Origin of the sequence: Anaerobacillus sp. CMMVII (assembly GCF_025377685.1) — a bacterium.
Taxonomy (GTDB): domain Bacteria; phylum Bacillota; class Bacilli; order Bacillales; family Anaerobacillaceae; genus Anaerobacillus.
In genome coordinates this window covers 414,685-439,380 of record NZ_JACEHK010000017.1, presented here as the reverse complement: position 1 = coordinate 439,380, position 24,696 = coordinate 414,685, and the positions used below count along the sequence as shown (strand labels likewise).

Here is a 24,696-nt window from a genome sequence, read left to right as displayed (position 1 = left end):
TAAAATAGTTTAGGTTAACCTTTTTTATTAACATATATCTGTATCTTTTTTTGATAGATAACGTCTTATAAGGTAGAAAAATAGATTTATAAATCATATCCTACACAGGAGGCATCTTATGGCAAACTCGAGAATTGATTTTAAAGATACTAAGAAGAAACAAAAAAGATCGAAGATCTTTAAATTTATAGGTTTTACCTTCTTTGCATTATTCATCGTTGCCGGTGCAGCCGTTGGTTACTTCGTAAACAAAATGGCAAATCTCGCCGAAAGTGCTCAGCATGATTTAGATCGTGGTGCCCACTCTGAAAAACGCGACCGTGCCGTCAATCCAAGCAAGGATAACTTTTCAGTCTTATTTTTAGGATTGGACGATCGCGATGGCAGCTTAAAAGGCAGAACCGACGCTCTACTTTTAGCAACATTCAATAAAAATGAACGTACAATTAAAATGGTCAACGTTCCACGTGACGCAAGAGTGGAAATTCCAGGCAGAGACCGTATGGATAAGATCAACCATGCCCATGCATTTGGTGGCTTAGACTTAACAATCGATACAGTCGAAAATCTATTTGATATTCCTGTTGATTATTTTGTAAAACTTAACTTTGATGCATTCCTTGAAATTGTCGATGCACTAGGTGGCATTGAAGTCGACGTTCCATTTACCTTCAGTGAAATGAACAGTAAAGACCGTAAAGGTTCAATCACAATTCACGAAGGAATTCAAACACTTAATGGTGAAGAAGCACTTGCATTTGCTCGTATGAGAAAAAGTGATCCACGCGGAGATCTTGGCCGTGGCGATCGTCAAAAACAAATTATCGAAGCAATCATTCGAAAAGGCGCAACATTCTCATCCATCACAAAATTTGAAGATGTTATGAATGGCGTTGAATCGAACCTTTCAACAAACTTCAGCTTTGGTAACATGCTAAGCCTTCATAATTATAGCTCAAGCTTAAACAACATTGAGTCATTAACAATTAAAGGTGATAACCTCACACTCAACCGCATCTATTATTATGAGCTTAATCCAGAATCTTTAGCCGAAGTTTCAAGCACCCTAAGAATTCATTTAGGACTTGAAGCACCTCCCCAAACTGTTGATAGCACACTTAGCATCGATACAATGGGTAACTAAAGAACACTAATTGACCGTCAAATTTGACGGTCAATTTTTTTATATCTAAAAAGACTGAAAAATTATTGCTATAATGTTTTTAGGTCAATCCATTTATGAAAGGGATTATAGACAAGATGGTTTCTTTAAGAAATGTTCAAAATACAGATTTAGAACAACTGTTACTTATTGAGAATGAAGGATTTTCAAAAGAAGAAGCTGCAACAAAAGAAGCATTTGTGGAGAGGATTCAGTTGATAGCTGATACCTTTATAGTGGCAGAAAAGGACGGAAAGATACTTGGTTATATTAATGGCCCTATTATTAATCAACCTTATATCACCGATAACCTTTTTAAGGAAATTAAGGAAAACCCGAAAAGCCGAGGATATCAAAGTATTTTAGGATTAGCTGTCTCCAAAAATGCTAGAAACCAAGGAATTGCAAAGATTCTAATTGAGAAAATGGAAGAGCTTGTAGAAAAAAATCAAAGAGAAGGTATCACTTTAACGTGTAAACAGGAACTAGTTTCTTTTTATGAAAAATGTGGATTTGTTAACCATGGCTTGTCTGAATCAAAACATGGTGGCGTAAGCTGGTATAACTTGGTCAAATTAAGAAAGGGTATGAATTGATCCTTATACCAGGTAGCGGAGAATGGTTATATTGTCACTTCTGTAAACCTTGTTGATTTTTAGGTCGTCTTTTGAGAATACATGAGCTAAGAAGGCAAATTCATTTGCCGCAATAGCTCATGTATTCTCAAAAGCTTCACGCAAAGCGTGAAGTGCCAAGCTTATGCTTGGCTACGGACTAAAAAGCAACAACTAATATGTATTAAATAAAAAACAGAAAGACATAAAATGCCTTTCTGCTCTATATTACTTATTCTCTTTATAAACATACCGTTTCTGTTCGTTGGTTTTTGTGATTTTGAAAAACTTAAGCAGTGGCTTATAGTTTTTATTGATCAAACCTAAATATTCAACTAGAAGTTCAATCAGTAAGAACACCACTAACGTAATGAAAATCGCGCCCCAAATCGTCGCCATTGAGAAAAGAATAGCCGCCAGACCAAACACCGAGCTTACTAAATAGATAATCAGAACCGCACTACGGTGAGTGAACCCTCGGTCTAATAAACAATGATGAATATGAGAACGATCAGGAATATAAAACGGAACTCGATTCTGCCTTCTACGAATAATCGCAAACAACGTATCAATGATCGGCACACCCAAAATTAATAACGGGATGAAAAGCGACACTAGCGTAATGTTCTTAAACCCTAGTAACGATAATACAGCAATCATAAATCCTAAGAACAATGATCCCGTATCACCCAAGAAAATCTTCGCTGGATAGAAGTTATAATATAAGAACCCTAGAACACTAAATAAAAGGATTAATGAAAATGCTAACACATACATATTGCCCATCATATAGGCCATGGTCGCTACCGTAAACAACGCAATCGACGTCACCCCTGCAGCTAGTCCATCTAACCCATCGATTAAATTAATCGCATTTGTAATCGCCACAATCCAGAAGATTGTCATCGGAACACTGAAAATCCCGAATTCTAAAACGCCACCGAATGGCAGATTAATAAACTCCATTTGAATGCCACCAAAGACCGACACAACGACCGCAGCAGCAGTTTGCCCCACTAACTTAATTTTCGCCGACAATTCATAAATGTCATCCAAAATACCAAGAACTACGATAATTGCCGCTCCAGAAATAATCCAAATGTGATAATTACTCGTCGGGTTAACAATCAGTACCCCAACAAGGAAACTAATAAAGATCCCTAAACCACCTAGACGTGGCATAATCTTCTCATGCACTTTTCGCTTTGACGGCTTATCAGTCGCGCCAATTTTAATTGCTAACTTCTTTATATATGGTGTAATTGCAAACGAGATTAAAAAACAAATCAAAGCCTTTAATAAAATAAACATAGTTTACTCCTCCGTACCAACTTTATTAACAGCGGTATCCATCAAACTATTATATATGAAGCCTATCGAAAATACCAGTATTATTGTAATCTAAATTTAACATTACTTACTAATAATTGGTAATATTAACAATAAATTTAAACATATCTCCTAATTAGACGTTAGCCACCCTAAAAAAGTTTCAAATAACAGAAATAAACTTGTCCCATCCAATACTTACTCATTCGCACAAATCATATACCAACAACCCAAAACCTTTTCCTTATTATATAGAAAATAAAAAGAAGTAACATGAGCTTTTGGTAGTAGCTTTTTAGTCCGTACCAAGCCCCACTTAGTTTTCAGCCGAAGGCTGAACCTTCCAATACTAAATAATTTTTACAATATAAATAAATAAGCCCAATCCCTATAATTTATTAAACTAAAAAATTATAAACATAACCATATCCAAAAGTAGTAAATCCAGCTTTTTAGACCTTAGCCAAGCCCAAGCTTGGCTTTTCGCGCGAAGCGTGAAACTTACGATAATAAAATGAGCCCCGAGACAAATTCATTTGTCTTAAGGGCTCATTTTATTTTCGTAAGACGGTCTAAAAAGCGATTACCACACCATCTTCGAGAAGAAACATGTGCTTTTGGTAGTAGCTTTTTAGTACGAACCAATCTCCGATTGGTCTATAATGCGAGTAACTCCCGTTACTCTAAGCCTTCAGCGCTGCCTTCCGATACTTATCCTTTTCTTTCTTAGACATCTTTTTGTACATCTTGATAAACTCTTCGTACCTAGGAATGATCCCCTCAGCCTGACCATATTCCTTGATTTGGCCAAATTCCAACCAGAGAATTTTGTCGCAAAACTGCTTCATTTGACCTATCGAATGACTAACAAAAATCATCGTCTTGCCCTTCGTCTTAAACTCCCTCATCTTATCCAAGCTCTTCTCAGCAAAAGCCTTGTCACCAACAGATAAAGCCTCATCAATTAACAGAATGTCCGGGTCAATATTCACAGAAATCGAAAAACCTAACCTCGACTTCATCCCACTCGAGTATGACTTCACCGGCTGATCAATAAACCGCTCTAGCTCAGCAAACTCAATAATATCCTGCTCCATCGCCTTGATTTCCTGCTTTGAAAACCCAAGCATCAAGCACTTTAACTCAATATTTTCCCGACCCGTCAAGTCTCCCTTAAGTCCAGCTGCCACAGCAATCAAAGCCGTTTCACCATTGACCGTAACAGAACCACTTGTCTCAGGAACAATCCCGGCGATTATATTGGATAAGGTCGATTTCCCAGAACCGTTAACTCCGAGAAAGCCGACAACATCCCCTTTTTCTACCTCAAAGCTGATATTTTTCAAGGCGTAAAAATCTTCACCATAATCCTTCGGAAGAAGAATATCCAAGATTCGTTCTGATCTCTTTTTATATAATTTATATTTTTTTACTAAGTTTTTTACTACAATAGCTTTCTCCATAGACGTCCCTTCCATTAGATAAAGTCAATGAAATGTCTTCTGAATTTCATATGCAGGATTGAACCAATCAATAGAAGCACGGCTGTCACAATCCAAAAGTATAACGTATATTGCCATTGATCAATAAAGTACCAGCCCAACCCTAGAAACCCTGCTCGGTAACCCTCAATCACATAAAATAACGGGTTGATTTTCATAATGATTTGTAATGATTCCGGTAAAGTCGTAATGGTCCATAGAATTGGCGATAAATAAAGCACCATTCGCAGCGTTGCTTGTAAAAACATCTGGACGTCTCGAACAAACGTCGACAACGTCGATGTAATTAACGCGAGTGCATAGACAAACATAAATGTCGCAAACGTAAAATAGAAAATCTGTAAATAATAAATCGAGATGTAGTAGCCTGAAATTTGCATCACGAGCATCGTAACGATCAACATCACAAGATGAATATAGAACTTCGAAAAGATCACAAAGTTTGGAATGATACTCATCGGAAACTTCATCTTCGAGAGCATCTTTAATCTCGTATAAATCGATTTCGAAGCCTCGATCGTCGACTGATAGAAAAAGAACCAGATAATAATCCCCGGTAGCATCCATTGTAAAAATGGAACCTCTAAGCCATTGCCGACCAAAATCGGTTCGCGCTGACGGATCCCATACCCAAACACAAACCAATAAATCATAATTTGGATTAATGGATTAATAATCTCCCAGGCGATGCCGAGGTAGTTGTTCTTATTTGAGCTGATCAGTTCATACAGCGATAGTCTTCGTACTAAATAAAAATATTTAATCTGTTCTTGAATAACAGAAATGGTGGATTTCATAAATAGGTCCTTCCTTGTACAGTATCTAATCTTTCATATTATACAACAACCTCTTAAAAATACAATAACTCGAATTAGAGCTTTCGTATTGCCTCAAAAATTCGTTTATTGGCCTTTTGATCCTTATATTTCAAAAACTTCTTCGTTCGCTTTTGATATGTTTCATCCATTTGAAAGTCATTTGTTGCATAGCCCTCGAGCGTCTCAATTAGTTTTGCTTCATCCGCGACAATTGGTCCAGGCAAATCCTTTTTCAAGTTCAAATGGGAGCCTTTTTCCCCTAAAAATTTCGTTTTATCAAACTGGTAATATAAGACCGGCTTGTCCAAGAAACTAAAGTCAAACGCCACACTCGAGTAGTCTGTAATCATGATCATGCTTTCCTTTAAGAGCTGCTGCACATCAATCTCACCTTGATTGACGATCTTCACGTTTTCCTGTTGAAAGTGTTTGCTATATTTTTGCATATTCGGATGCAAACAAAAGACGATTTCAAACTTATATTTTTCGGCTAGCTCATGTAATTTCGGATGGTTGATGAGTGCTCGGTAACGATCAAAGTATTCACTTTTTAGAAAACCTTCTTCTTTCGTTAGCCACTCACGCCAAGTCGGAATGATTAACAACTGTTTTTTTACAGGAACATCATTCGCAAATAACGAATCAAAGCGAGACAAACCGGTTACTTTCACTTTCTCTGGTCGATAACCAAAATCACCCACGATCATCTTTTTCTCAAATTCAGAGCTGACAATAAAGAGGTCTGTTTCAAAGTGCTCCGACTCCACGCCATAATAATGAGTGCTATTTCTCGTCCCCATAACGCCGTGCTGTAAAAAGACTTTTTTCGCCTTTACCAATGACTTAAAGCGGTTTGAACGAATCGGATAAAGATAATCTGGATGATGTGAGCCTACAATTTTCGTCGCCATCAACGTGTAAAAAATATGTTTCATTGATTTAAAGAGAACGATGTTGCCTAGTTGTTTCAGATTTCTCATTTCCGGCGAGTTCTCATCAATCACGTAATAAACCTTCTGTTTCGAGTGTTTTTCTCGCATATACTTAAAAAACTGATAGCCTGTATCTTGCGCTTTGTACGGGATCTCACCGACAAGCCAAATCTCTTTGCGCGTAAAAAATGGTCGGAACCACCCAGCAAAGCGCTGCATGAACTGCAAAAAGTAATAGCTCGCTGTTGTGAATTCAGTGACAATCAATGAGAGATTTCCTTTTCCATGAGTGACACGCGGTGTAATCACAAATCGAGATTGGTCTTGTTTACAAACACTTTCACCGGCAGTTTTTATCTCTGGAGCGGTTAACCTCGCTACGACAGTATTACCATCTGTTAAGGTGAGCGATACATAGATATCATAAATATCATCGGTTAAACGCTCTTGCCATGTCGTTGTATCCAATTGAACCGAGAAGTTATAACGAAGTAATCCGAAATAACTTTCATGATTTGCCGCTTCCTGAAATTCATCTAATGGAAATACGCAGCGTTGATTGGAATCTCGCCCAATCCAAAGTAGCTCGGCAGCCTGTGGCTTTGAGTTTCTTACGTATACTGCGCCGGTGAAACTCATTGCTTGGTTTGTTAGTTCAATTGTCTTCACATCGATGATCGGTTTTTGAATAAATTTTTTATTAACAGCAATTGAAAAATTGTTGTTTTTCGTTAAATAAATTAAATTTTCTAGTCCTTCCGTTCTTGTTTTTTCAAACTCTCCTAGTCTAAGACGGATCGTTTCTGAAAACTCAAGATCACTTGGCAGCATTTCTTTGGCGACTCTTTCAAAATCGGTTTGGCTAATGTCTGCTTCTATATAAAGATCGATGTAGTCGGCCGGGTGCTCCTTCAAGATCGTTGGTAAATGCAGCTGATAGGAGAAGTCACTAGAGTTTGTTGCTGAAGAAAACTCGAGTTCTGTTTTCGAAGCTCGTGAAACAAGAACGAGCCTTTTTACCATCCATTGTTTATCTAAGCTACCTGAAATGAAAAGCGTTTCATGGTCTTGCTTTAGGAGTAGCTCTTTTTTGATGCTACGATAATTCTCGGTCAAACCTTCAAAACTTGTATGATTCATCAAATCCTCACCCACTGCTCGTTATTTTACTTAGGCTCTTTTCGTAAACATTGCTCCTGCGGTTACTCGTCGCACAAAAAAACTTGTTGCTTTTTAACAAAAAATACCTTAGATAAAGATATCACCCTATAAATTGAGTAAGAAAAGAGCGCTACTTACTAAATAAGAGGTGAATTCTTAGTGTTTCTTAGAAAGTAACAAACTTTGCGAAAACAGCTTTTAATTAAGATAATACGATTATACACAAACAATAGTTTGAGTTGAAAGGAATTCATTTATGACTCAATTTGGATTATAATAGCTAAAGAACTGTAAGGAAAGGACATACTATGAACTCTCTACTAAAAAAAATAAAGCATGCCGATTTTATTAAGAAGATTTATAAACTGATTTTTATGTTCTTAAGCTTGATGCCAAGGAAAAAAAAGACAATCGTTTTCGAAAGCTTCTTGGGCAAACAATATAGCTGTAATCCAAGAGCGATGTATGAATACGTGATAGAGCATTATCCCGACTATGATTGTTACTGGAGCTACGATCCGGTGTATGTTAAGCAGTTTCAAGGCTATGATCTGAAGCTGATTAGGCGGTTTTCGGTTTCATGGCTACTGACGCTGTCTCGCGCCAAGTATTGGGTCTCAAATAGCCGCTTGCCGCTGTGGATCCCAAAACCACCGAAGACGATTTATTTACAGACGTGGCACGGAACGCCATTGAAGAAACTGGGAGTGGATATTGAGGAAGTTCACATGCCTGGAACGACAACTGCAGCCTATAAACAGAACTTTACGAGTGAGGCAAGCCGTTGGGACATGTTACTTTCGCCAAACGCTTATTCATCGGCGATTTTCAAACGAGCGTTTCACTTTGAGAAAGAAATGATCGAAAGTGGCTACCCACGGAATGATTATTTGTACAACCATTCGTTAATGGATCTTAGTTCGATTCGTAATAAATTAAACATTCCTGTTGGGAAGAAAGTCATTCTTTACGCACCTACCTGGCGAGATAACGACTACCACGCCAAAGGTAAGTATAAGTTCTCTTTGAAGCTAGATCTAAAAAAGCTGCAACAAGAAGTAGGCGACGACTATGTGATTGTTTTACGCCTACATTACTTAATCTCTGACAATCTCGATCTCTCAGAGTTTGAAGGCTTCGCCATTAACGCCTCAACCTACTCTGATATTCGCGATCTATACGTGATCGCCGATTTGTTGATTACCGATTATTCTTCGGTCTTTTTCGATTATGCGAATTTAAACCGGCCGATGATCTTCTTTGTCTACGATATCGATACGTATCGCGATCAACTACGCGGCTTTTACTTCGATTTTGAACGCGAAGCCCCAGGGCCGTTGGTTAAGGATACAGAAGCAGTGATTGCTGAGATTAGGAAACTGACAGGGAGTAGCTTTTCGTTGCCAGATCACTTTACTAGGCAGTTTACCTACTTAGAAGATGGGGCGGCTGCGAAACGGGCGGTTGAAGCGTTGTTGGAGGGGAAGTAAGGGTGGTTGGCGGATTTCGATACCGCGAAGCTCTTTTGGATGAAATAAGGGATCTGGTGGTCCATAACTAAGTGTGATACGGACAGATAGTTGATCGAAAACAGTACAACTGGTGTCCGCAAAACATTAAAACGCCTGTGATGAAAATTCACAGGCGTTTTTTGGTGTAAAGCTTATTTTAATTTCGATTTGTTATAGACAATGACCTCTTCAGCGACATTCTTAGATGCGTTACCATCATCCCATCGACAAAACTCCGCATGAAACTGTTCAAGACGTTCTTGATATGGCCCGTATTCTTGATCAATATTCTTCAGTGTTTTAATGACCTCATCATTTGTTTGCAAAATCGGCCCTGGCCATTCTGTTTCATGATTTAAATAAAAGCCGCGGAGCGTGTCTTTGTACTTGTCTAGGTCGTAGGCGTAGAACAAGATTGGACGTTTTAAATTCGCATAGTCAAAGAACACGGATGAGTAATCAGTAATCAGGATGTCCGAGATCAGATATAGCTCAGCAATATCATCGTAATGCGAACCGTTATAAACGGCATCCTCTACGCCTTCAATGTCAAGCTGGTCGGCGATTAGATAGTGTGTTCTTAGTACAAAGAAATAGTCATCGCCTAATTCCTCTTTTAAACGTTTCAAATCTAATTTTAACGTGAATTTATATTGTCCTTTACCGTAAAATTCATCATCACGCCAGGTCGGGGCATATAGTACAACCTTTTTGTCTAATGGAATTCCAAGACGCTTCTTGATTGTTTCAGCAATGACATCACGGTCGGGAGAGTTAAGAATATCATTTCTTGGATAGCCATATTCTAGCATTTCATTTTCAAATAAAAACGCACGCTTGAAAATTTCACTTGAATACGCATTGGCTGACACTAAATAATCCCAGCGATGAGCTTCATCTGTAAAGTTCTTTTTATACCGTTCCGTCGTCGTGCCAGGCATATGAACTTCTTCTATATCCATCCCTAGCTTCTTTAACGGCGTTCCATGCCAGGTTTGCAGAAATACTTGGCCATCTCTTTTTGCAAACCACGTAGGCATGCGCATATTGTTAACAATATACTTTGAGCGAGCTAAATAATAAAAGTAAGCTAAACTATATTGCTTCACCTTATGTTTCAGCTCAGGCAAATCTTTTCTCTCGCCATCAAAGCTCCAAATATGCTTGTACTTACCCTGATGGTTTTTATTAATATATTCATAAATGTATTTCGGACTATCTGAATAATTTCGTCCTAAAAAGCTTTCATACAAAATGATATCATCTTTCATTTTCAGCTTAGCAAATGCCTTTTGACCTATTGTTACTTTCTTTTGAAGAGCATTTTGACCTAAGAATGTTTTCAGTGAATTTACCGCAATCCTTGTAGAAGCGAGCAATTTTGCCAGTGAAAACTTACCAGATGCCAAGGCCTTTGTTTCAAGGGATGCATAGACCTTCCCATTTCTTAAAGCAGCAGGCTCGACCTGTTTTAAGGCATTTGCCCAATGAGGTAATACGGTTGCTACCTTCTGTTTGCTTCCCTGATAAATATCTCGTAAATAGGTATAATAATAAGCTTTGATTACCCGATTATCTAACGTAATCTTCAAATGCTCTTGGCTTATAAGAGCCTTTGCTTTTGCATACGCTTGAGGATATTGCGAAATGACTTCTTCCTTATGGATTTGAATTAATGAAGGAGGAAGTGCTGGATCAATCCTCGTTTTTTTAAGGTAAATCGCATCTTGATCATATAAAATTTTCGTAGCCTTATCAAAGGCATGGAAATTAAACGGCATCTCCGAATAAATTTTTAAATTGGAATCAAATCTAATTTCATGGTCGTTGATTAATGACTTTTTAAATAAAATATTCAAAGACATAATTGTCAGATGTTTCGGCTTAGCTTCAGTATTTTTGACATGACGATCCTTCAGTAATCGATTGAACATCGTTACATAAGTACTTGGGGCAACTGGAAACTTTGACACCGATTTTGTATTCCCTATGACGATATCAACTTGCTCTTCTTTCAGATTTTCTGCTAGGCAAAATAACGTCTGTTCTGGAATCCGATCATCACAATCTAGAAAGTAAAGGTAGTCTCCTGATGAGTAGGTTATCCCAGTATTTCTAGCACCAGCAACACCATTATCAAACTGATTCGTAACGATTTTCAACTGAAACTCAGAATTTCCTTCGAAGTTAACCGGGACTTCAAAATCGCCATCCTTAATTATAATCCACTCAAAATCTTGATAAAGCTGTTCGGTCAATACTTTATATAAATCTGATAAAAAGTGAATATCCTCTTGTTTCACTGGTGTTAGGATACTTATTTTACTCACAAAAACACCCTTTCCAAAAATATAATCGCTACCCTTGCGATTGAGTCACATGCGAAAGCAACTCAAAAGCCATACTTAACAAGTAATTTTAACATACTACATAAGTCGACACAAAGTAAAAAAACAGACGTAGAAACGTCTATTTTTCACTTAAGCAGCTTTGTTCATTTTTTCTTTTAATTTTGTTTTCTGTCTAGCAATTGGTTCTTGTAAATACGCTCCAATTTTTCTAAACGGATAGAAAATATAGTCAACAATCTTTCCTTCAATAAATGGTTTCATCACCACATTTACTGGTTTTGAACCTAAGATCAGCGCTAACGCTAAAGCGTACAAAGGTAACATCCAGTAATCAACCGTAGTGAACTGATCTGGTAGATACTTTTCATAAACTGTCCTCACGATACCACCATGAAGAATATAAATGTAAGCAGTCCTCGTTCCTAGATGAGTAAAGAACGTTTTCTTTTTCGGTACAAATGCCAAAAAGGCAAACGCCACACTAAGCGACAAGGCATACATCATGAGGCGACCAAGACCTATATCCCAACGGATATAACCCATTTTCGTATAATTTGCATTTCCGAGCACCCAAGCACGTGCTTCTTGCAACGTAAATAATTGTTCGATAGCGATCCAAACACCGACTAACAAAACAGCCCCGACCACTTTTGCCATCGGACGTTTCACCCACTCAAAATGCTCCTTCTTCATGTAAAAGCCTAGCAAGAAAAATGGGAAGAAAGTAAAGATCCGGTGAATCGCAAAGTAATGTCCAGCACCATCACTGTATCCGATAAACACCCCGATTATCACAGCATATAATAGCGGATATTTAATTCTCGTAAACACAAACAATAGTAAATTCCACACAAATAGAGCTAGTAAAAACCATAACGTATATTGAGGCGACAATAAGTCATAATTTAGCGTGGAAGTTCGCTCATATAAATAGTGATAATAATAAGCGTAAGCCACTTGGAAAATAAAGAATGGAATTAAGATACGCTTCGTGATTTTTTCAATATAACCGTCTCTTAGAAAACCTTTTGATAAAAATCCGGTAAGAATAATTAGCGCAGGCATTCGAAATAAAGAAAGGAAGTTATTTATTTCATAGATGACTGGATGATCTGTACGTACTGGACTGATAAAATGACCAAATACAACCAAAACAACTAATATAAATCTAGCATTATCAAAAAATGGGTCTCGTTCCTTTTTAATACTCACATAGACCTCTCCTTTAATTTTTGGACCTTTCCTAGAAAAGGTATCCTGACAACAAAACGTATATTTATGAATTTCATGCTGAAGATTAACACTACAAAGCGCTTGCAAATACAACTTCTAAGTATTTAACATCCAACCTTAAACATAATTATGTTATTTACATCAAATCTCGACAATAATTTTAACATACAACAGACAATAAATGTATGGAATATTTAAGGATATTTAGATAAAAATACATAGAATACATAGGGGTCTCACATAGGGGGTCTGACCCCCGCTGCGGGAAAGCTTTAAAGCGGTGGGGGTCAGACCCCTATGTATGTTTCTTTTCATATTTACCGAGAATAGAATTCTATGTAAGTTCCCAAACTAGAAATAAGGTTAGATAACAAACTTATACATATCACCTTTAAATTGGTAGGAAGAAGGATTGTTATGAAAGTAAGCATTGCTAGTGTATTGATTGGGATATTACTTCTGAGCTTAATCGGGTATGAAATTCAACCTAATTCGTTTCAAAGCAATGAAGGTGACCATATAATAAATGAAACAACCTTGGTTCAAGCGGAGAGACTAATACAGGTCGATACTAATCCAGAAAGTGTGACGGTCCTTGTAAATAAGCATTACAAGCTTCCAGATGAACATACTCCAGAAGACCTGGTTTACCCAAATGTACCGTTTTACTCGGGAGAAAATGTGGAATGGCATAAGATGCGTAAAGAAGCTGCCGATTCGTTGGAAAAGTTGTTTTCGGCAGCAAAGAGGGACGGACTATCCCTACTTGGAGTATCAGGATATCGTTCATACGATACTCAAAAATCATTGTTTGAACATTATGTAGAGAGGCACGGAGAGGAAAAGGCTCGTACCTACAGTGCCGTTCCAGGTCATAGTGAGCATCAAACAGGACTTGCCATTGATGTTACCGGAGGTGATAGGACTTGTGTGGTAGCTCCTTGCTTCGCATATACAGAAGAAGCAAAATGGCTTAAGGAGAACGCAGCTAATTATGGTTTTATTATTCGTTACTTAGAGGGAAAAGAGCAGATCACCGGCTATATCTATGAGCCTTGGCATTTACGTTATGTCGGAATAGAGATGGCAAAAGAAATAGCGACATTGGGAGTATCCTTAGAAGAGTACATGAATGCCGTACCAGTTGAAGTTGAAAGCACAGGGTTTTAACGTTCATTGGGGTCTGACCCCCGCCGCGGGAAAGCTTTAAAGCGGCGGGGGTCAGACCCCAATGAAGAATAGAATAAGACCATTGAGATATAAGCATCCCAATGGTCTTCTCTTTTAAATGATCTTCTAAGGTCTTCTCTTCTAGCGATTTCTAATTTCAAGTAATACACCGTCTGAAATCGCAAGTGTGCCTCCGATTACTGTCACATTTGTGAACTCAGTAATTAGCTCTCTTGTTGCAGCAGGCAAGGTGTCCCTGTTTGTTAAGATAATCGAATCCCCTAAATGCGAGGCTGCTAAGACAGCGCCGGTTAATCCATCAGGGAAATCATTTCCGCTTACAACAAAGGCATTATTTTTCCGCGGATGTAAGTCTCTCACAATTTGCGCCGCCGTCTCAAATCGATTTCGACCATTAAATTGCTTTGTAACATTCGGCATTTTGGCCACAAGTGAGTCGGCGATTACTAGGTCACCACCGATGACAATTGTTCTTTCTGCTTGATCTAAAACAGTTTTTGTCACATTTGGAATGCTTGTTCTATTTGTTAATAGAATCGGCACGCGGTTTCTCGCTGCATAAGGCGCAATCGCCATTGCATCAGCAAAAGCGTCTACATTAATTACGATGACTTCCTTATGCTGTTGCCCTAAGCGATCAGCAATCAGTTGCGCTGTTGCAAACCTTGTTGGGCCAGAAATACGTTCGATTTGTAAGCCCATCTCCCGTAGCTCATCTTCGGCACGTTGACTCACCGCTAAATGGCCACCTAAAATCACCACTCTTTTCGCCTCTAAACGTTCGATCTCTCGTTTTGTGATCGGCGAAAGGCGATCTGTTCTTGTTAATAACATCGGAGCATTTAACATATAAGCAAGTGGAGCTCCTGCTAGTGCATCTGGGAAATCGTCTCCTCTAGCCAGAACAACTGTATCTGCCTTTTCCCAACCTTGCTGGGAAATTAACACCGCTGTTTCATGCCTTGTTTGCCCAGATAATCTTTCATGCACATTTACTAGAAAGCTAGATGCCACGTAACCAGTTCTTGTCACTGAGCCATCTTGATATCTGACAGGATACCAAACATAATGGTTATTATTATTGTTTTGATATTCAAAGTTCCCTGTAATTGTAACCATTTGACCTTTTTGAACCGTCGTGATAATGCTTCCACCAGGGCTTGTTCTTAAATTAACATTCATCGTTGTTCTTAGAAGATCTCCTTGTTTAAACAGATGCTTCGTTTTCGTCATCGGTCCAAACAAATCATATTGCATTTTATTAGTAAAACGCATCACGCTTGAGTTTCTAACTTCAGTGTCATTGTAGAAAATATCTAGTTCATTTTTAGGAACCCCTGGAATATTAAGCAATCCGTTTCTACTTAAATGTCCAAGAAGATGCTGTTGAAAAGGTGGATAACCAGGATTCGTGTTAAAATTCGGGTCATTGATCGCTGAGACGCCGTTATAGGCAATCATCGCAAAATACCAATGATCAATCACGTCCCACGAACCGTCATTAATTCTTGGAAGAATTCGGCCCGTCCAATTCCACTTCTGTAAAAGAATTCGAATACCCATATCGATGTTGTAGTTGATATCCGTTTTTAATCGCTCTACAGCATCGTTTAAATTCAAGTCAATTTCGGCGATCCCCGTTACTCCTGGAGTCACCTGCAAAATCCCAATTCCACGACCATCAAAGCCGATGAGTGGCTCACCCCAACTATTAAATTGTCTCCAGCGACTTTCCTGCCAAGCAATCGCTTTTAAAAGCTCCGGTGGAATATTATTCGCTAACGCTTTTTCAGTTAACAAGCGGTTAATTTCTGCCGCCGTTGGGTTTTGGTAAGTTTGTGTTGAAAAAAGTTGAAACTTCGGTCCTTCATATTCTTGCATAGACATCAAAGTTGGAGCCTTTGCCTTAACGTTTTCACCATTGATTTCTAAGTGTGTAACGGAAACTAGACTTGGTGCCGCAAGACTATCATCAGCAGCATAATTTGGCACTGCTAATTCTAGCTCGGTATTTAAAACTTTTAATATACCTCTAGGGAATTCTTTAGATTGATAGATTACTTGTCCACGATCTTCAGAAATTTTTACAATGTTAAAAAATAAAATACTCCCACTTCCGTGATAACGATACTCAAACAAAAGGTATGTATCTTCCCCTTTCGTAAAGTTCGTCATTCGCTCAACAAAGCCGAATTCAATTTCCTTAAGTAAGTCATTATTAAGAAGTACACGGCTATGCTCTTCACTGTTTTCAACGAAGATCTCTAGCCCACCAACTGTAACATTTGTTGTTTCTTCACCCTTAAATATGAATGTTTCACTCACAGTTAATTCTGAAACTTGGTCTGCTAAAGTGTCTTGATTAAAAACTAAAAAACTAGCAAAAAATAATATTACGACTACAAAATAACTAGAAATCTTTTGTTCCATCTCTTCCTCCTTTAGTAAACCATGCTATGACATGTTCTTTATTCTTTCGCTATAATACCACAATATTCAGCGTAATTCAGTAGGGGATTCTGCCTAATTTTCGTATCTCGAAATGGTACTATAAATATGAAGTAACTAGTTCTAGGTCGCAAAAAAAATTATAAAAGTCTGTTTTCGCAAAGTTTGTTGCTTTCTAAGAAACACTAAGAATTCACCACTAATTTAGTAAGTATTGCTCTTTTCTCGCTTAATTTATTGGGTAATATCTTCATCTACGGTATTTTCCCAATTATTTTAGGTTACAAAGCAACAAGTTTTTTTGTGCGACGAGTAACCGCAGGAGCAATGTTTTAGAAAAGAGCCTTAAAAAAAGACTGTTGAGATGTCCTCAACAGCCTTCGTCATACTATTATCTGATCCCAATGGTCGTATTAGGATAATAGAATTTAAGAATATCTTTATATGTGTGTCCTGCTTTGGCCCTTTCGTTTGCCCCGAATTGGCTCATTCCGACACCATGTCCAAAACCAAGCACTTCAAATGTTAATGTCCCATCCACTAGCTTGGCCTTATCTGAGCTAGTTAGTGAACTTCTCATTCCAAAGAGTGTACGGAGCCCTTCACTCGTGGTCGAAGTAATCGTCACTTCTTGATTGAATAACTGCAATGCTCCGGTCGTATCTAGACGATACACCAAGGTATCTTTAATTACATTACGTGTCTTATCTTCAATAGCCAATTGGCCACCAAGGAAAAACACCTTACTTATAGTTGGTTTCTTTTCAATCAACCAAGTGCTTACAACATCAGGAACTGCTGTCGTTCTTGTTAACAAGATTGGCGCTTGCATTTTTGTTGCTAAAGGCGCCGCCGCTAGCGCATCTGTATGGTCGTCTCCTCTAGCGAAGAAGACGTTCGTATTATTTAACGGGAAACGCTCGCTAATTTTCGTAGCTGTTTCATAACGAGTTCCCCCAGAAATTCTTTCAACAGCGACAAGCTTTTCTAACTCTTTTTCTACTTCCTCTGAAACTACTAAACTACCACCAAGTAAATACACTTGAGTAATTCCATTTTCAACAATATAGTTTTTAATCTCCTTACGCAGACGATTTTTTTCGGTTAAAATAATTGGAACTTGATTTATTCCTGCATAAGGTCCGACTGTTAACGCATCTGGAGATTCCTTATCCCCACTACCATCATAGGCAGGAGCTAAAATGATGCTTTTACTTGCAGAGTTTACTTCTTTCGCTATATCAATAGAGGTAATGTAGCGATTTGAACCGGCAATTCGGATAATTTCCGCTTTTGGTGCAAGCTCTTTGATTTTCTTTTCTACTGTATCTGAAATTGCCAGCTGCCCACCAAGCAGATAAATCTTACTCGGTTGTAGCCTTGTTAACTCCTCGACCATTTGATCAGGAAACTTTTGATTTTGCGTTAATAAAATTGGTGCGTTGTACTTTGCAGCTAGGACGTTTCCAGTTAAAGCATCTGCTGATTGGTCACCTCGTCCAATAATCACTACCTGTTGCTTCTCTTTCCAGCCGTATTGAGTAATTTCTTGATTGGTGATCCAGCGGGTTCGGCCTTGCAACTCAACAACATCAAAAAGAGGTTTATCCTTTTGATAGAATGAAACATTAAAACTTGCATTACGATAGCGCTCGCCAGTGGTCTTGTTCGACAACGTGATCGCATTAATCGCACTAATTTTTACATCAGCGGCTTGTTGGGTAGCCAGTAAATTCGTTTTGATTCGGTTCGCTATTGATGTGTTTGCCTCAGTGGTTGTTGACCACCATGCCCAAGGTGTGCGCAAGTCTCCAGGTTGCAGCTGTTGTTGATTGATCGAGAGTATACTCTTATTTTTCGGGTCAAATGGATCAGCTTTCGCTTGCAAATAGTTTAATTGTGCAGTTCCCCACGCACCACTATTTGATTCTACGAAACCACCGTTACTTGAGGAATAGACAGTTTCAGCGATCGCATTCGTTGAGGTCAACACGACCTCACCTCTAGTATCATTCACGGCTTGCGTTGAACGCGAATTCCACAGGTTTTCAACATTGTTCCCATTTCTCAATTTATAGCCACCATATACCTGGTTCGCTTGAGTATCAAGAATGATATTGGTGCCTCGGCGTACCGCATAACTTCTAGCAGCAAGTGCTTGCGCCTTCAAAGCCTCCAAACTCCAAGAAGCTGGCATCTCTCTTGGAACAACACCTTTTAAATAGTCCTCAAGGGGTAGCGTATTAATTGGTCGGATAAATTGATCTCGAACCTCAAAAAACATATTTCCTAGATAAGCTCTGTTTTCAACAAAGAGATAATGAGCTTCATCATATGTATCTGGCACTAGTGTTAACGTTGTGAAGCTTTTCAAAAGCGTAGTGTTATGAAATAGTTGTAAAGCTCCACTACTATTCATCGTGATATGGTAGTTTTGATTCGGTTGTAAGGTGATCTTTGTATCCTCAGCAACTTTATAATTCCCATTCACAGTAATAGGTACAGTTTTTTTGTTACCTAAATAATTGCTTAACCGAACATGTACGAGTCTCTCAGTCTGAACTAGATTACTAGTGTGGAATAGATACTCTTCTACAAGTTCTATAGGTTCAGTTTCCTCAGAATCAATCGCATGTACTTCTTCCTTAAACAGCCCTGAAGGCAAAAAATTCAGTAAAAAGGCAAGAATTACTGTAAAACCAACGAACTTTAATGTTTTCGTCATCTGCCAAATTCCTCCTGTACTATTTTTTAATAGAGATGTCCCAAAGTGTTTGTCTTGATAGTATAATAGATGAAATTGCCACGTAATCTATCATATCATAAATCAATGAGATTTCTTAGGGTATTAACCTATTTTTAACAGAAGAGAGAGAGATCACTAAAATAAAACAGCGATGTACTACAAAAGGAGAGCATGTTATGAAGATGAAACGCTACCTATTCCTATTACTATTCCTTTTGGGGGTATATTCACTCGGAACAAGTGCCTATATAGAGGAAGAAAAAGAAACAGTCATTATTCTCTACCAAAATGAAAGTGGAAAAAAAGCAATAGAAAAACTTGCAACTGAAATTGAACACCAGTTTGAATCAATACCAGCGTTAGTTGCGACTTTAACAGATTCGCAGATTGAAAGATTAGAAGATTACGACGTACATATTGAAAAAAATCAGAAATTCAACGTCACTACTGAGGAAACATTCACGATCCTTCCAATCACCTCAAGAAGCATACACTCAGCGCAAATCAAGGTGAGGGACGCACACGATCTCTGGAATATCGATCAAGTAAATGCACAAGCTGCCTGGGCCAATGGCTTTACCGGCAGCAAAGTGAAAGTCGCTGTTGTTGATAGCGGTATCGCCCCACACCCTGACTTACATATCGTCGGTGGAGTATCAACCATTCCCTATACAAAATCTTGGACTGATGACAATGGTCACGGAACACTTGTTGCTGGGACAATCGCAGCCAATGGCAACGGTATTTCTGGAGTCGCTCCAAACGTTGAATTATATGCAGTGAAAGCATTGGATCGTGACGGCGAAGGTACCTTGCAAAGTGTCCTCTCTGCACTTGATTGGTCGATCAAGAACGGGATGGATATTATTAATTTTAGTCTTGGGACAGATTCAGACATTCAATCATTAAGAGAAATGATCGATGTCGCTTACAAAAACGGAATCCTGCTTGTTGCTGCTAGTGGAAACTCAGGGAATTCTAATGGCACAGGTGACAGCGTACAGTTTCCTGCCAAATATCAAAACGTCATAGCCGTTGGCGCAGTTGATCAAAATTTAGTACGAGCACCATTTTCATCAACTGGTAACCAAGTTGAATTTGCCGCTCCAGGAGTCAACATCATCAGTACAAGCCTACACCAGCAATATGCTGTAGCAACAGGAACATCATTTGCAGCACCCCACATTGCCGGGATGCTTGCCGTTTTAAAAGAAATGCATCCAGGAAAAACAAATAGTCAGCTTCGGACTGAGCTTCAACAGCTTGTCGTCGATCTAGGCGCACCTGGTAGAGATCCTTGGTACGGCTTTGGCTTTGCAAAGTTCGCCGATACACCAAACCTCTCTAGAATTTCTGGAGCAAACCTTTATGAGACTTCGGCCTTGATTAGTAAAGAAGGCTGGGAAACATCAGAAGTTGTTATTTTAGCGAGAGGTGATCGGTTCTCAGACGCGTTAACTGGTGTCCCTTTAGCAGCCAAATATGACGCTCCGCTTCTATTATCAAGAAGCAATCGCTTAGATACCCATACAAAAAATGAATTGGAGCGACTTCAAGCGAAGCGAGTCATCATCCTTGGTGGTACCCTCGCAATTGAACCGCGAGTTGAAACCGAAATTCGCGACCTAGGAATAAAAGTCGAGCGACTTGCAGGAAGTAATATGCACGCTACAGCTGAGCTAATTGCCAAACAAGTAGCACCGAACGGCTCAGACATCGCCATGGTTGTTACCGACTCGCGCTTTCAAGATGCCCTTTCCGTTGCTTCCTATGCAGGCGTTCGTGGCATCCCAATTTTATTAACGAATACAGACAGATTATCAACTGCGACGAAACGAGCATTACAAGAACTCGGCGTAAAAGAAACCCTAGTGATCGGTGGCGAACTTGCGGTGTCAGGCACCGTTGAGAAGCAATTACCCAATCCAACGCGAATTTCAGGTAGAACCTTGTACCATACGAATATCGAAGCCTTTCGCTATTTTCAACCAAACACTCATAAGGTTTATGTAGCCACAGCTAACAGATTTCCAGACGGACTTTCAGCCGGAGCGCTCGCAGCTAGAGAAAACGTTGGTGTCATTTTTGTTGGCAGTACTCTTCATGCCGTCACAAAAGAAAATTTTTTAAACACTCAATATGGAAAAGTAAAGGTTTTAGGTGGGCATTTAGCGGTTAATGAACAGGTATATGGTGAAATATTTAAGTTATTGAAATAAAAATGTAACAAAACCGTGGAAATAGCGACTACTAACTTAGAAAACATAAATCTGCCACAAACATCCAAGCTTTCCATAAGAAATACTTGAATTTCAGACTAAGAGTGTATAGACTGTTAATAGTATTGTGTTCTTGTAAACATTTAGTTGATTACTAGTAAATTTTATTACAAATCAGTCATATATAGAGGATTTTATACTGTGGCAAGGAGGAATAATCATGAAAAAAGTACTAACATATGGAACGTTTGATTTACTTCACAACGGACATATCAACATTTTAAAGCGTGCTAAAGACTTAGGTGATCATTTAACTGTTGCCATTTCATCTGATGAATTTAACGAACTTAAAGGTAAGAAAGCTTACCATAACTATGAAACTCGAAAACTTATTTTAGAAGCGATTCGCTATGTAGATGCAGTCATTCCTGAAAATGAGTGGGAGCAAAAAATCCGCGATGTTGTTGAAAACGAAATTGATATTTTTGTCATGGGTGACGACTGGGAAGGTAAATTCGATTTCCTAAAGGATTACTGTGAAGTTGTTTACTTACCACGTACAGTCGGAATTTCAACAACAAAAATCAAGAAAGAACTTCAAAAGGTACAAAATGGCTAGAGAAATTGTGATCTCTGTCTACCTCTTGATTTTCAGGATGCTCTTCAATGTCGCGAAGCTATTTCCACAAAAGGAAAAAACGACGTTCATTACTTCATTTGGGGATAATACATTTCATGTAACCAAAGAGCTCCTTGAAAGCTATCACGGACAGGTCATAATTTTGAAAACAGCCAACTGTAAAACAGATTTTACAGCCTTTGAAGACGTAAAAATCGTTGACTTCGAAACCATTAATTTCTTTGCAACGATCAAATCCATCTATCATTTAGCCACATCCAAAGTAGTGTTTGTTGACAATTACTTTGGATGTTTGTCTGTAATGAACTTTAAAGAAAATGTGGTCTGTGTTCAGTTATGGCATGCCGCTGGTGCGATCAAGAAATTTGGCTTACTTGATCCTTCCGTTGCTAATCGCAGCGAGAAATCAAAGAAACGCTTCAAAGAAGTGTATAAACGTTTTCACTATGTTGCCGTCGGCTCAGAAAAAATGGCAAAAATCTTTAAAGCAAGCTTTGAAGTGACAGATGAAACGATTTTACGAACAGGAATTCCACGGACTGATTTCTTTTTTGATAAGGCAGCGAAAGAAGCAGTCGTTGCCGAGTTAAAAGCAACCTACCCTGTGATTACTACGAAAAAAGTCATTCTCTACGCCCCAACGTTTCGTGATGGGCAATTAAGTTCACCAGAGATTGCTGTTGATATAAAAAAAATGTATGAAGAACTAAAGGATGAATACGTCTTATTTTTACGCTTACATCCTGCGGTAAAAGTGAATGTCGAACTAGGTGACTTTGACGGCTTTGTCTATGACGTTTCAAAGCATCAGGACATCAATCATCTTTTACTGATTGCAGATTTATTAATTTCCGATTACTCGTCGATTCCATTTGAATACTCGTTACTTGAAAAACCAATGATTTTTCACGCCTACGACTTAGAGCCTTATTCGTTTTCACGCGGCTTTTGGGAAGATTACAAAAGCAACATCCCAGGAGTAGTGACGAAAACTACCGATGAGGTTATTGAAGCGGTGAAAGCAAATAACTTCAACTACGAAAAAATTCGAAACTATGCAAAGCTTTGGAATCAGTATTCATATGGCAATTCCAGCAAAAACTTAATCATGGAAATTTACCAGCCAAGTGGCGATTATGGCAAGCTAAGGGACTCAATGTGAGTCTCTTTTTTTTATTGACAGGAAGAAATTTACTTTCTATAGTAAAGAAAAGAAAAAGTCCATTGAGGGGGACCAAAATGTCCATACAAAAACTGATTGAAAATCGCTTTCATAAACTTGAGTCGGTAGTAGAAAAGTCGCGTTTACGGGTGCCGTTATACTTGGTCACAATCCTGTTATGTGTTGGATTTTTCGTAGAACCGACACTCTTTGCCCCAACCTATTTTATCTTCTTTTTAGGACTACTGACGTTCTTTGAAACAGTTCATCCGTCTGGCTATACGGTCACCTATTTTAAACCATTTACTCCGAAGTCTTTATCGAATAAAGGTCAGACTAGGCTACTCATTTTCTTTAAATTTATCTTTATCTCACTTGGTCTCTTTTTAATGTTTCTAGGTGCCGCCATCCACCTAAGTGGTTGGTTGTAAAAGTCATATCATCCTCGATATGACTTTTTTCTATACCTTTTTTACCGCGCCAATCCGTTGCAAAAATCTTAGAACAGGTTTATAGGAGGAATTGACAAGTCCAATCGTTTCAACGACAAGTTGCACTCCGACTAAGAAGATCGTCACAATAATTAAAGTTCCCCAGAGCGTCGATTGCGTCAAAACGACCGCTCCTAAACAAAAGACTGCACTCATTGCGTAAATAATAAGCACCGTTTGGCGGTGAGAAAAACCTAGTCGTAAAAGACAATGATGTAAATGCGACTTATCTGGTTCTGATAACGGATTGTTATTGACGATCCGCCGGATAATCGCATAAAACGTATCAGAAATCGGCACGCCAAGGATGATGACTGGAATGAGTAATGAAAATAACGTCACATTTTTAAACCCTAAGAGCGAAATAATGGCAATCATAAACCCAAGGAAAAGTGCTCCAGTGTCACCCATAAAAATTTTTGCAGGATGAAAATTATACACTAGAAAGCCAAGCGTGCTTCCTAACAGGATCATCCCCACTGCGACAACGAAGAAATTCCCCATCATAAAAGCGATCCCTGATAACGTCAAGAGAACGATTGCCGATACCCCTGCAGCTAATCCATCCAATCCATCGATCAAGTTGATTGCATTTGTCACGCCCACGATCCAGAGCATCGTAAGCGGAATCCCAAACCAGCCTAGCTCTAACCTGCCATCGAACGGTAAATTAATAAAATCAACATGCACCCCACCGAGAATAACAATCGTAGCTGCAAGGATTTGCGCACTGAGCTTCCACCTTGCCGACAACTCATATAAATCATCAAGCACTCCAACCACAATCATAATCAAACCACCAACCATAATCGACCTGGCAAATGGACTGTATGGCTCAATAAATAAAAAGCCTACTAGGAACCCTGCATATATCGCTAAACCGCCCAAACGCGGCATTAATGTCTCATGTACTTTACGGTGATCCGGTTTGTCTGTCGCCCCTATTTTCTCCGCTATCGTCTTCACAAGTGGCGTATAGAGAATAACCGTAAAAAAACTAAGCAAAAAGGTCAATAAAATCATGTAAACACCCCTTTGGGATTACGTTCTCCTATTTCAAAGATTTTAGTCATTGGGGGTCTGACCCCCACCGCTTTAAAGTACTAAACTGAAGGGAGCTATCTGGAGAGTTTACCGAATAAATGCGGAAGTTAGCCGAATAACTCAAAAAGTTGTTCGAATAAAT

At 38.7% G+C, this 24,696-nt stretch carries 17 protein-coding genes; 8 read left to right on the top strand and 9 right to left on the bottom strand.

Annotated elements, in window-relative coordinates:
• The first annotated feature begins 118 nt into the window (after window positions 1-118).
• Window positions 119-1,144, top strand: a complete 1,026-nt coding sequence (locus tag H1D32_RS23555; protein ID WP_261180618.1) for an LCP family glycopolymer transferase — start codon at window positions 119-121, stop codon at window positions 1,142-1,144.
• A gap of 116 nt (window positions 1,145-1,260) precedes the next feature.
• The gene (locus H1D32_RS23550; RefSeq protein WP_261180642.1) at window positions 1,261-1,758 is read left to right on the top strand and encodes a GNAT family N-acetyltransferase; all 498 of its coding nucleotides are present in this window, start codon (window positions 1,261-1,263) and stop codon (window positions 1,756-1,758) included.
• A gap of 246 nt (window positions 1,759-2,004) precedes the next feature.
• On the opposite strand, the gene H1D32_RS23545 is transcribed toward H1D32_RS23550, so the two are convergent.
• From H1D32_RS23545 to H1D32_RS23530, 4 genes are all read right to left on the bottom strand, one after another.
• Complete coding sequence (locus H1D32_RS23545; RefSeq protein ID WP_261180617.1) at window positions 2,005-3,087, bottom strand: glycosyltransferase family 4 protein; 1,083 nt, start codon at window positions 3,085-3,087, stop codon at window positions 2,005-2,007.
• Between the two features lie 701 nt (window positions 3,088-3,788).
• Complete coding sequence (gene tagH / locus H1D32_RS23540; protein ID WP_261180616.1) at window positions 3,789-4,568, bottom strand: teichoic acids export ABC transporter ATP-binding subunit TagH; 780 nt, start codon at window positions 4,566-4,568, stop codon at window positions 3,789-3,791.
• A 14-nt stretch (window positions 4,569-4,582) separates the two neighbouring features.
• Window positions 4,583-5,404: an ABC transporter permease gene (locus H1D32_RS23535; protein WP_261180615.1), complete on the bottom strand. Its 822-nt coding sequence runs from the start codon at window positions 5,402-5,404 to the stop codon at window positions 4,583-4,585.
• Window positions 5,405-5,478: 74 nt separating this feature from the next.
• Window positions 5,479-7,497, bottom strand: coding sequence for a CDP-glycerol glycerophosphotransferase family protein (locus H1D32_RS23530; RefSeq protein WP_261180614.1), 2,019 nt, complete (start codon window positions 7,495-7,497; stop codon window positions 5,479-5,481).
• A 329-nt stretch (window positions 7,498-7,826) separates the two neighbouring features.
• On the opposite strand from H1D32_RS23530, the gene H1D32_RS23525 reads away from it, so the two are divergent.
• The gene (locus tag H1D32_RS23525; protein ID WP_396126302.1) at window positions 7,827-9,008 is read left to right on the top strand and encodes a CDP-glycerol glycerophosphotransferase family protein; all 1,182 of its coding nucleotides are present in this window, start codon (window positions 7,827-7,829) and stop codon (window positions 9,006-9,008) included.
• Window positions 9,009-9,181: 173 nt separating this feature from the next.
• Here H1D32_RS23525 and H1D32_RS23520 read toward each other — a convergent pair whose 3' ends face one another.
• Together H1D32_RS23520 and H1D32_RS23515 are read right to left on the bottom strand one after the other, a co-directional pair.
• The gene (locus H1D32_RS23520) at window positions 9,182-11,359 is read right to left on the bottom strand and encodes a bifunctional glycosyltransferase/CDP-glycerol:glycerophosphate glycerophosphotransferase (RefSeq protein WP_261180613.1); all 2,178 of its coding nucleotides are present in this window, start codon (window positions 11,357-11,359) and stop codon (window positions 9,182-9,184) included.
• Window positions 11,360-11,509: 150 nt separating this feature from the next.
• Window positions 11,510-12,592 (bottom strand): acyltransferase family protein, encoded by a 1,083-nt coding sequence (locus tag H1D32_RS23515; protein ID WP_261180612.1) that lies wholly within the window; start codon window positions 12,590-12,592, stop codon window positions 11,510-11,512.
• A gap of 438 nt (window positions 12,593-13,030) precedes the next feature.
• Here H1D32_RS23515 and H1D32_RS23510 point away from each other — a divergent pair, with 438 nt between their 5' ends.
• Entirely contained in the window at window positions 13,031-13,783 is a 753-nt protein-coding gene (locus H1D32_RS23510) for a M15 family metallopeptidase (RefSeq protein WP_261180611.1), read from the top strand.
• A gap of 141 nt (window positions 13,784-13,924) precedes the next feature.
• Here H1D32_RS23510 and H1D32_RS23505 read toward each other — a convergent pair whose 3' ends face one another.
• Together H1D32_RS23505 and H1D32_RS23500 are read right to left on the bottom strand one after the other, a co-directional pair.
• Window positions 13,925-16,234 carry a cell wall-binding repeat-containing protein gene (locus H1D32_RS23505; RefSeq protein ID WP_261180610.1) on the bottom strand — a complete coding sequence of 770 codons (2,310 nt, stop codon included), beginning with the start codon at window positions 16,232-16,234 and terminating at the stop codon, window positions 13,925-13,927.
• A gap of 409 nt (window positions 16,235-16,643) precedes the next feature.
• Complete coding sequence (locus H1D32_RS23500; protein ID WP_261180609.1) at window positions 16,644-18,977, bottom strand: SpoIID/LytB domain-containing protein; 2,334 nt, start codon at window positions 18,975-18,977, stop codon at window positions 16,644-16,646.
• 197 nt (window positions 18,978-19,174) lie between these two features.
• On the opposite strand from H1D32_RS23500, the gene H1D32_RS23495 reads away from it, so the two are divergent.
• From H1D32_RS23495 to H1D32_RS23480, 4 genes are all read left to right on the top strand, one after another.
• Complete coding sequence (locus H1D32_RS23495) at window positions 19,175-21,217, top strand: S8 family serine peptidase (protein WP_261180608.1); 2,043 nt, start codon at window positions 19,175-19,177, stop codon at window positions 21,215-21,217.
• 220 nt (window positions 21,218-21,437) lie between these two features.
• A complete protein-coding gene (gene tagD, locus H1D32_RS23490; RefSeq protein WP_261180607.1) occupies window positions 21,438-21,836 on the top strand; it encodes a glycerol-3-phosphate cytidylyltransferase in 399 nt (132 codons plus the stop codon).
• A complete protein-coding gene (locus H1D32_RS23485; RefSeq protein ID WP_261180606.1) occupies window positions 21,829-23,019 on the top strand; it encodes a CDP-glycerol glycerophosphotransferase family protein in 1,191 nt (396 codons plus the stop codon). The genes tagD and H1D32_RS23485 overlap by 8 nt, the downstream gene beginning before the upstream one ends.
• A gap of 77 nt (window positions 23,020-23,096) precedes the next feature.
• The gene (locus H1D32_RS23480) at window positions 23,097-23,450 is read left to right on the top strand and encodes a hypothetical protein (RefSeq protein WP_261180605.1); all 354 of its coding nucleotides are present in this window, start codon (window positions 23,097-23,099) and stop codon (window positions 23,448-23,450) included.
• A 30-nt stretch (window positions 23,451-23,480) separates the two neighbouring features.
• On the opposite strand, the gene H1D32_RS23475 is transcribed toward H1D32_RS23480, so the two are convergent.
• Window positions 23,481-24,533 carry a glycosyltransferase family 4 protein gene (locus tag H1D32_RS23475; RefSeq protein WP_261180604.1) on the bottom strand — a complete coding sequence of 351 codons (1,053 nt, stop codon included), beginning with the start codon at window positions 24,531-24,533 and terminating at the stop codon, window positions 23,481-23,483.
• Window positions 24,534-24,696: the final 163 nt, after the last annotated feature.

Excerpts from the sequence above, each read along its gene's own strand:
- H1D32_RS23555 (WP_261180618.1), top strand. The coding sequence starts at position 119 with ATGGCAAACTCGAGAATTGATTTTAAAGATACTAAGAAGAAACAAAAA.
- H1D32_RS23550 (WP_261180642.1), top strand. The coding sequence starts at position 1,261 with ATGGTTTCTTTAAGAAATGTTCAAAATACAGATTTAGAACAACTGTTA.
- H1D32_RS23545 (WP_261180617.1), bottom strand. The coding sequence starts at position 3,087 with ATGTTTATTTTATTAAAGGCTTTGATTTGTTTTTTAATCTCGTTTGCA.
- tagH (WP_261180616.1), bottom strand. The coding sequence starts at position 4,568 with ATGGAGAAAGCTATTGTAGTAAAAAACTTAGTAAAAAAATATAAATTA.
- H1D32_RS23535 (WP_261180615.1), bottom strand. The coding sequence starts at position 5,404 with ATGAAATCCACCATTTCTGTTATTCAAGAACAGATTAAATATTTTTAT.
- H1D32_RS23530 (WP_261180614.1), bottom strand. The coding sequence starts at position 7,497 with ATGAATCATACAAGTTTTGAAGGTTTGACCGAGAATTATCGTAGCATC.
- H1D32_RS23525 (WP_396126302.1), top strand. The coding sequence starts at position 7,827 with ATGAACTCTCTACTAAAAAAAATAAAGCATGCCGATTTTATTAAGAAG.
- H1D32_RS23510 (WP_261180611.1), top strand. The coding sequence starts at position 13,031 with ATGAAAGTAAGCATTGCTAGTGTATTGATTGGGATATTACTTCTGAGC.
- H1D32_RS23505 (WP_261180610.1), bottom strand. The coding sequence starts at position 16,234 with ATGGAACAAAAGATTTCTAGTTATTTTGTAGTCGTAATATTATTTTTT.
- H1D32_RS23500 (WP_261180609.1), bottom strand. The coding sequence starts at position 18,977 with ATGACGAAAACATTAAAGTTCGTTGGTTTTACAGTAATTCTTGCCTTT.
- H1D32_RS23495 (WP_261180608.1), top strand. The coding sequence starts at position 19,175 with ATGAAGATGAAACGCTACCTATTCCTATTACTATTCCTTTTGGGGGTA.
- tagD (WP_261180607.1), top strand. The coding sequence starts at position 21,438 with ATGAAAAAAGTACTAACATATGGAACGTTTGATTTACTTCACAACGGA.
- H1D32_RS23485 (WP_261180606.1), top strand. The coding sequence starts at position 21,829 with ATGGCTAGAGAAATTGTGATCTCTGTCTACCTCTTGATTTTCAGGATG.
- H1D32_RS23480 (WP_261180605.1), top strand. The coding sequence starts at position 23,097 with ATGTCCATACAAAAACTGATTGAAAATCGCTTTCATAAACTTGAGTCG.
- H1D32_RS23475 (WP_261180604.1), bottom strand. The coding sequence starts at position 24,533 with ATGATTTTATTGACCTTTTTGCTTAGTTTTTTTACGGTTATTCTCTAT.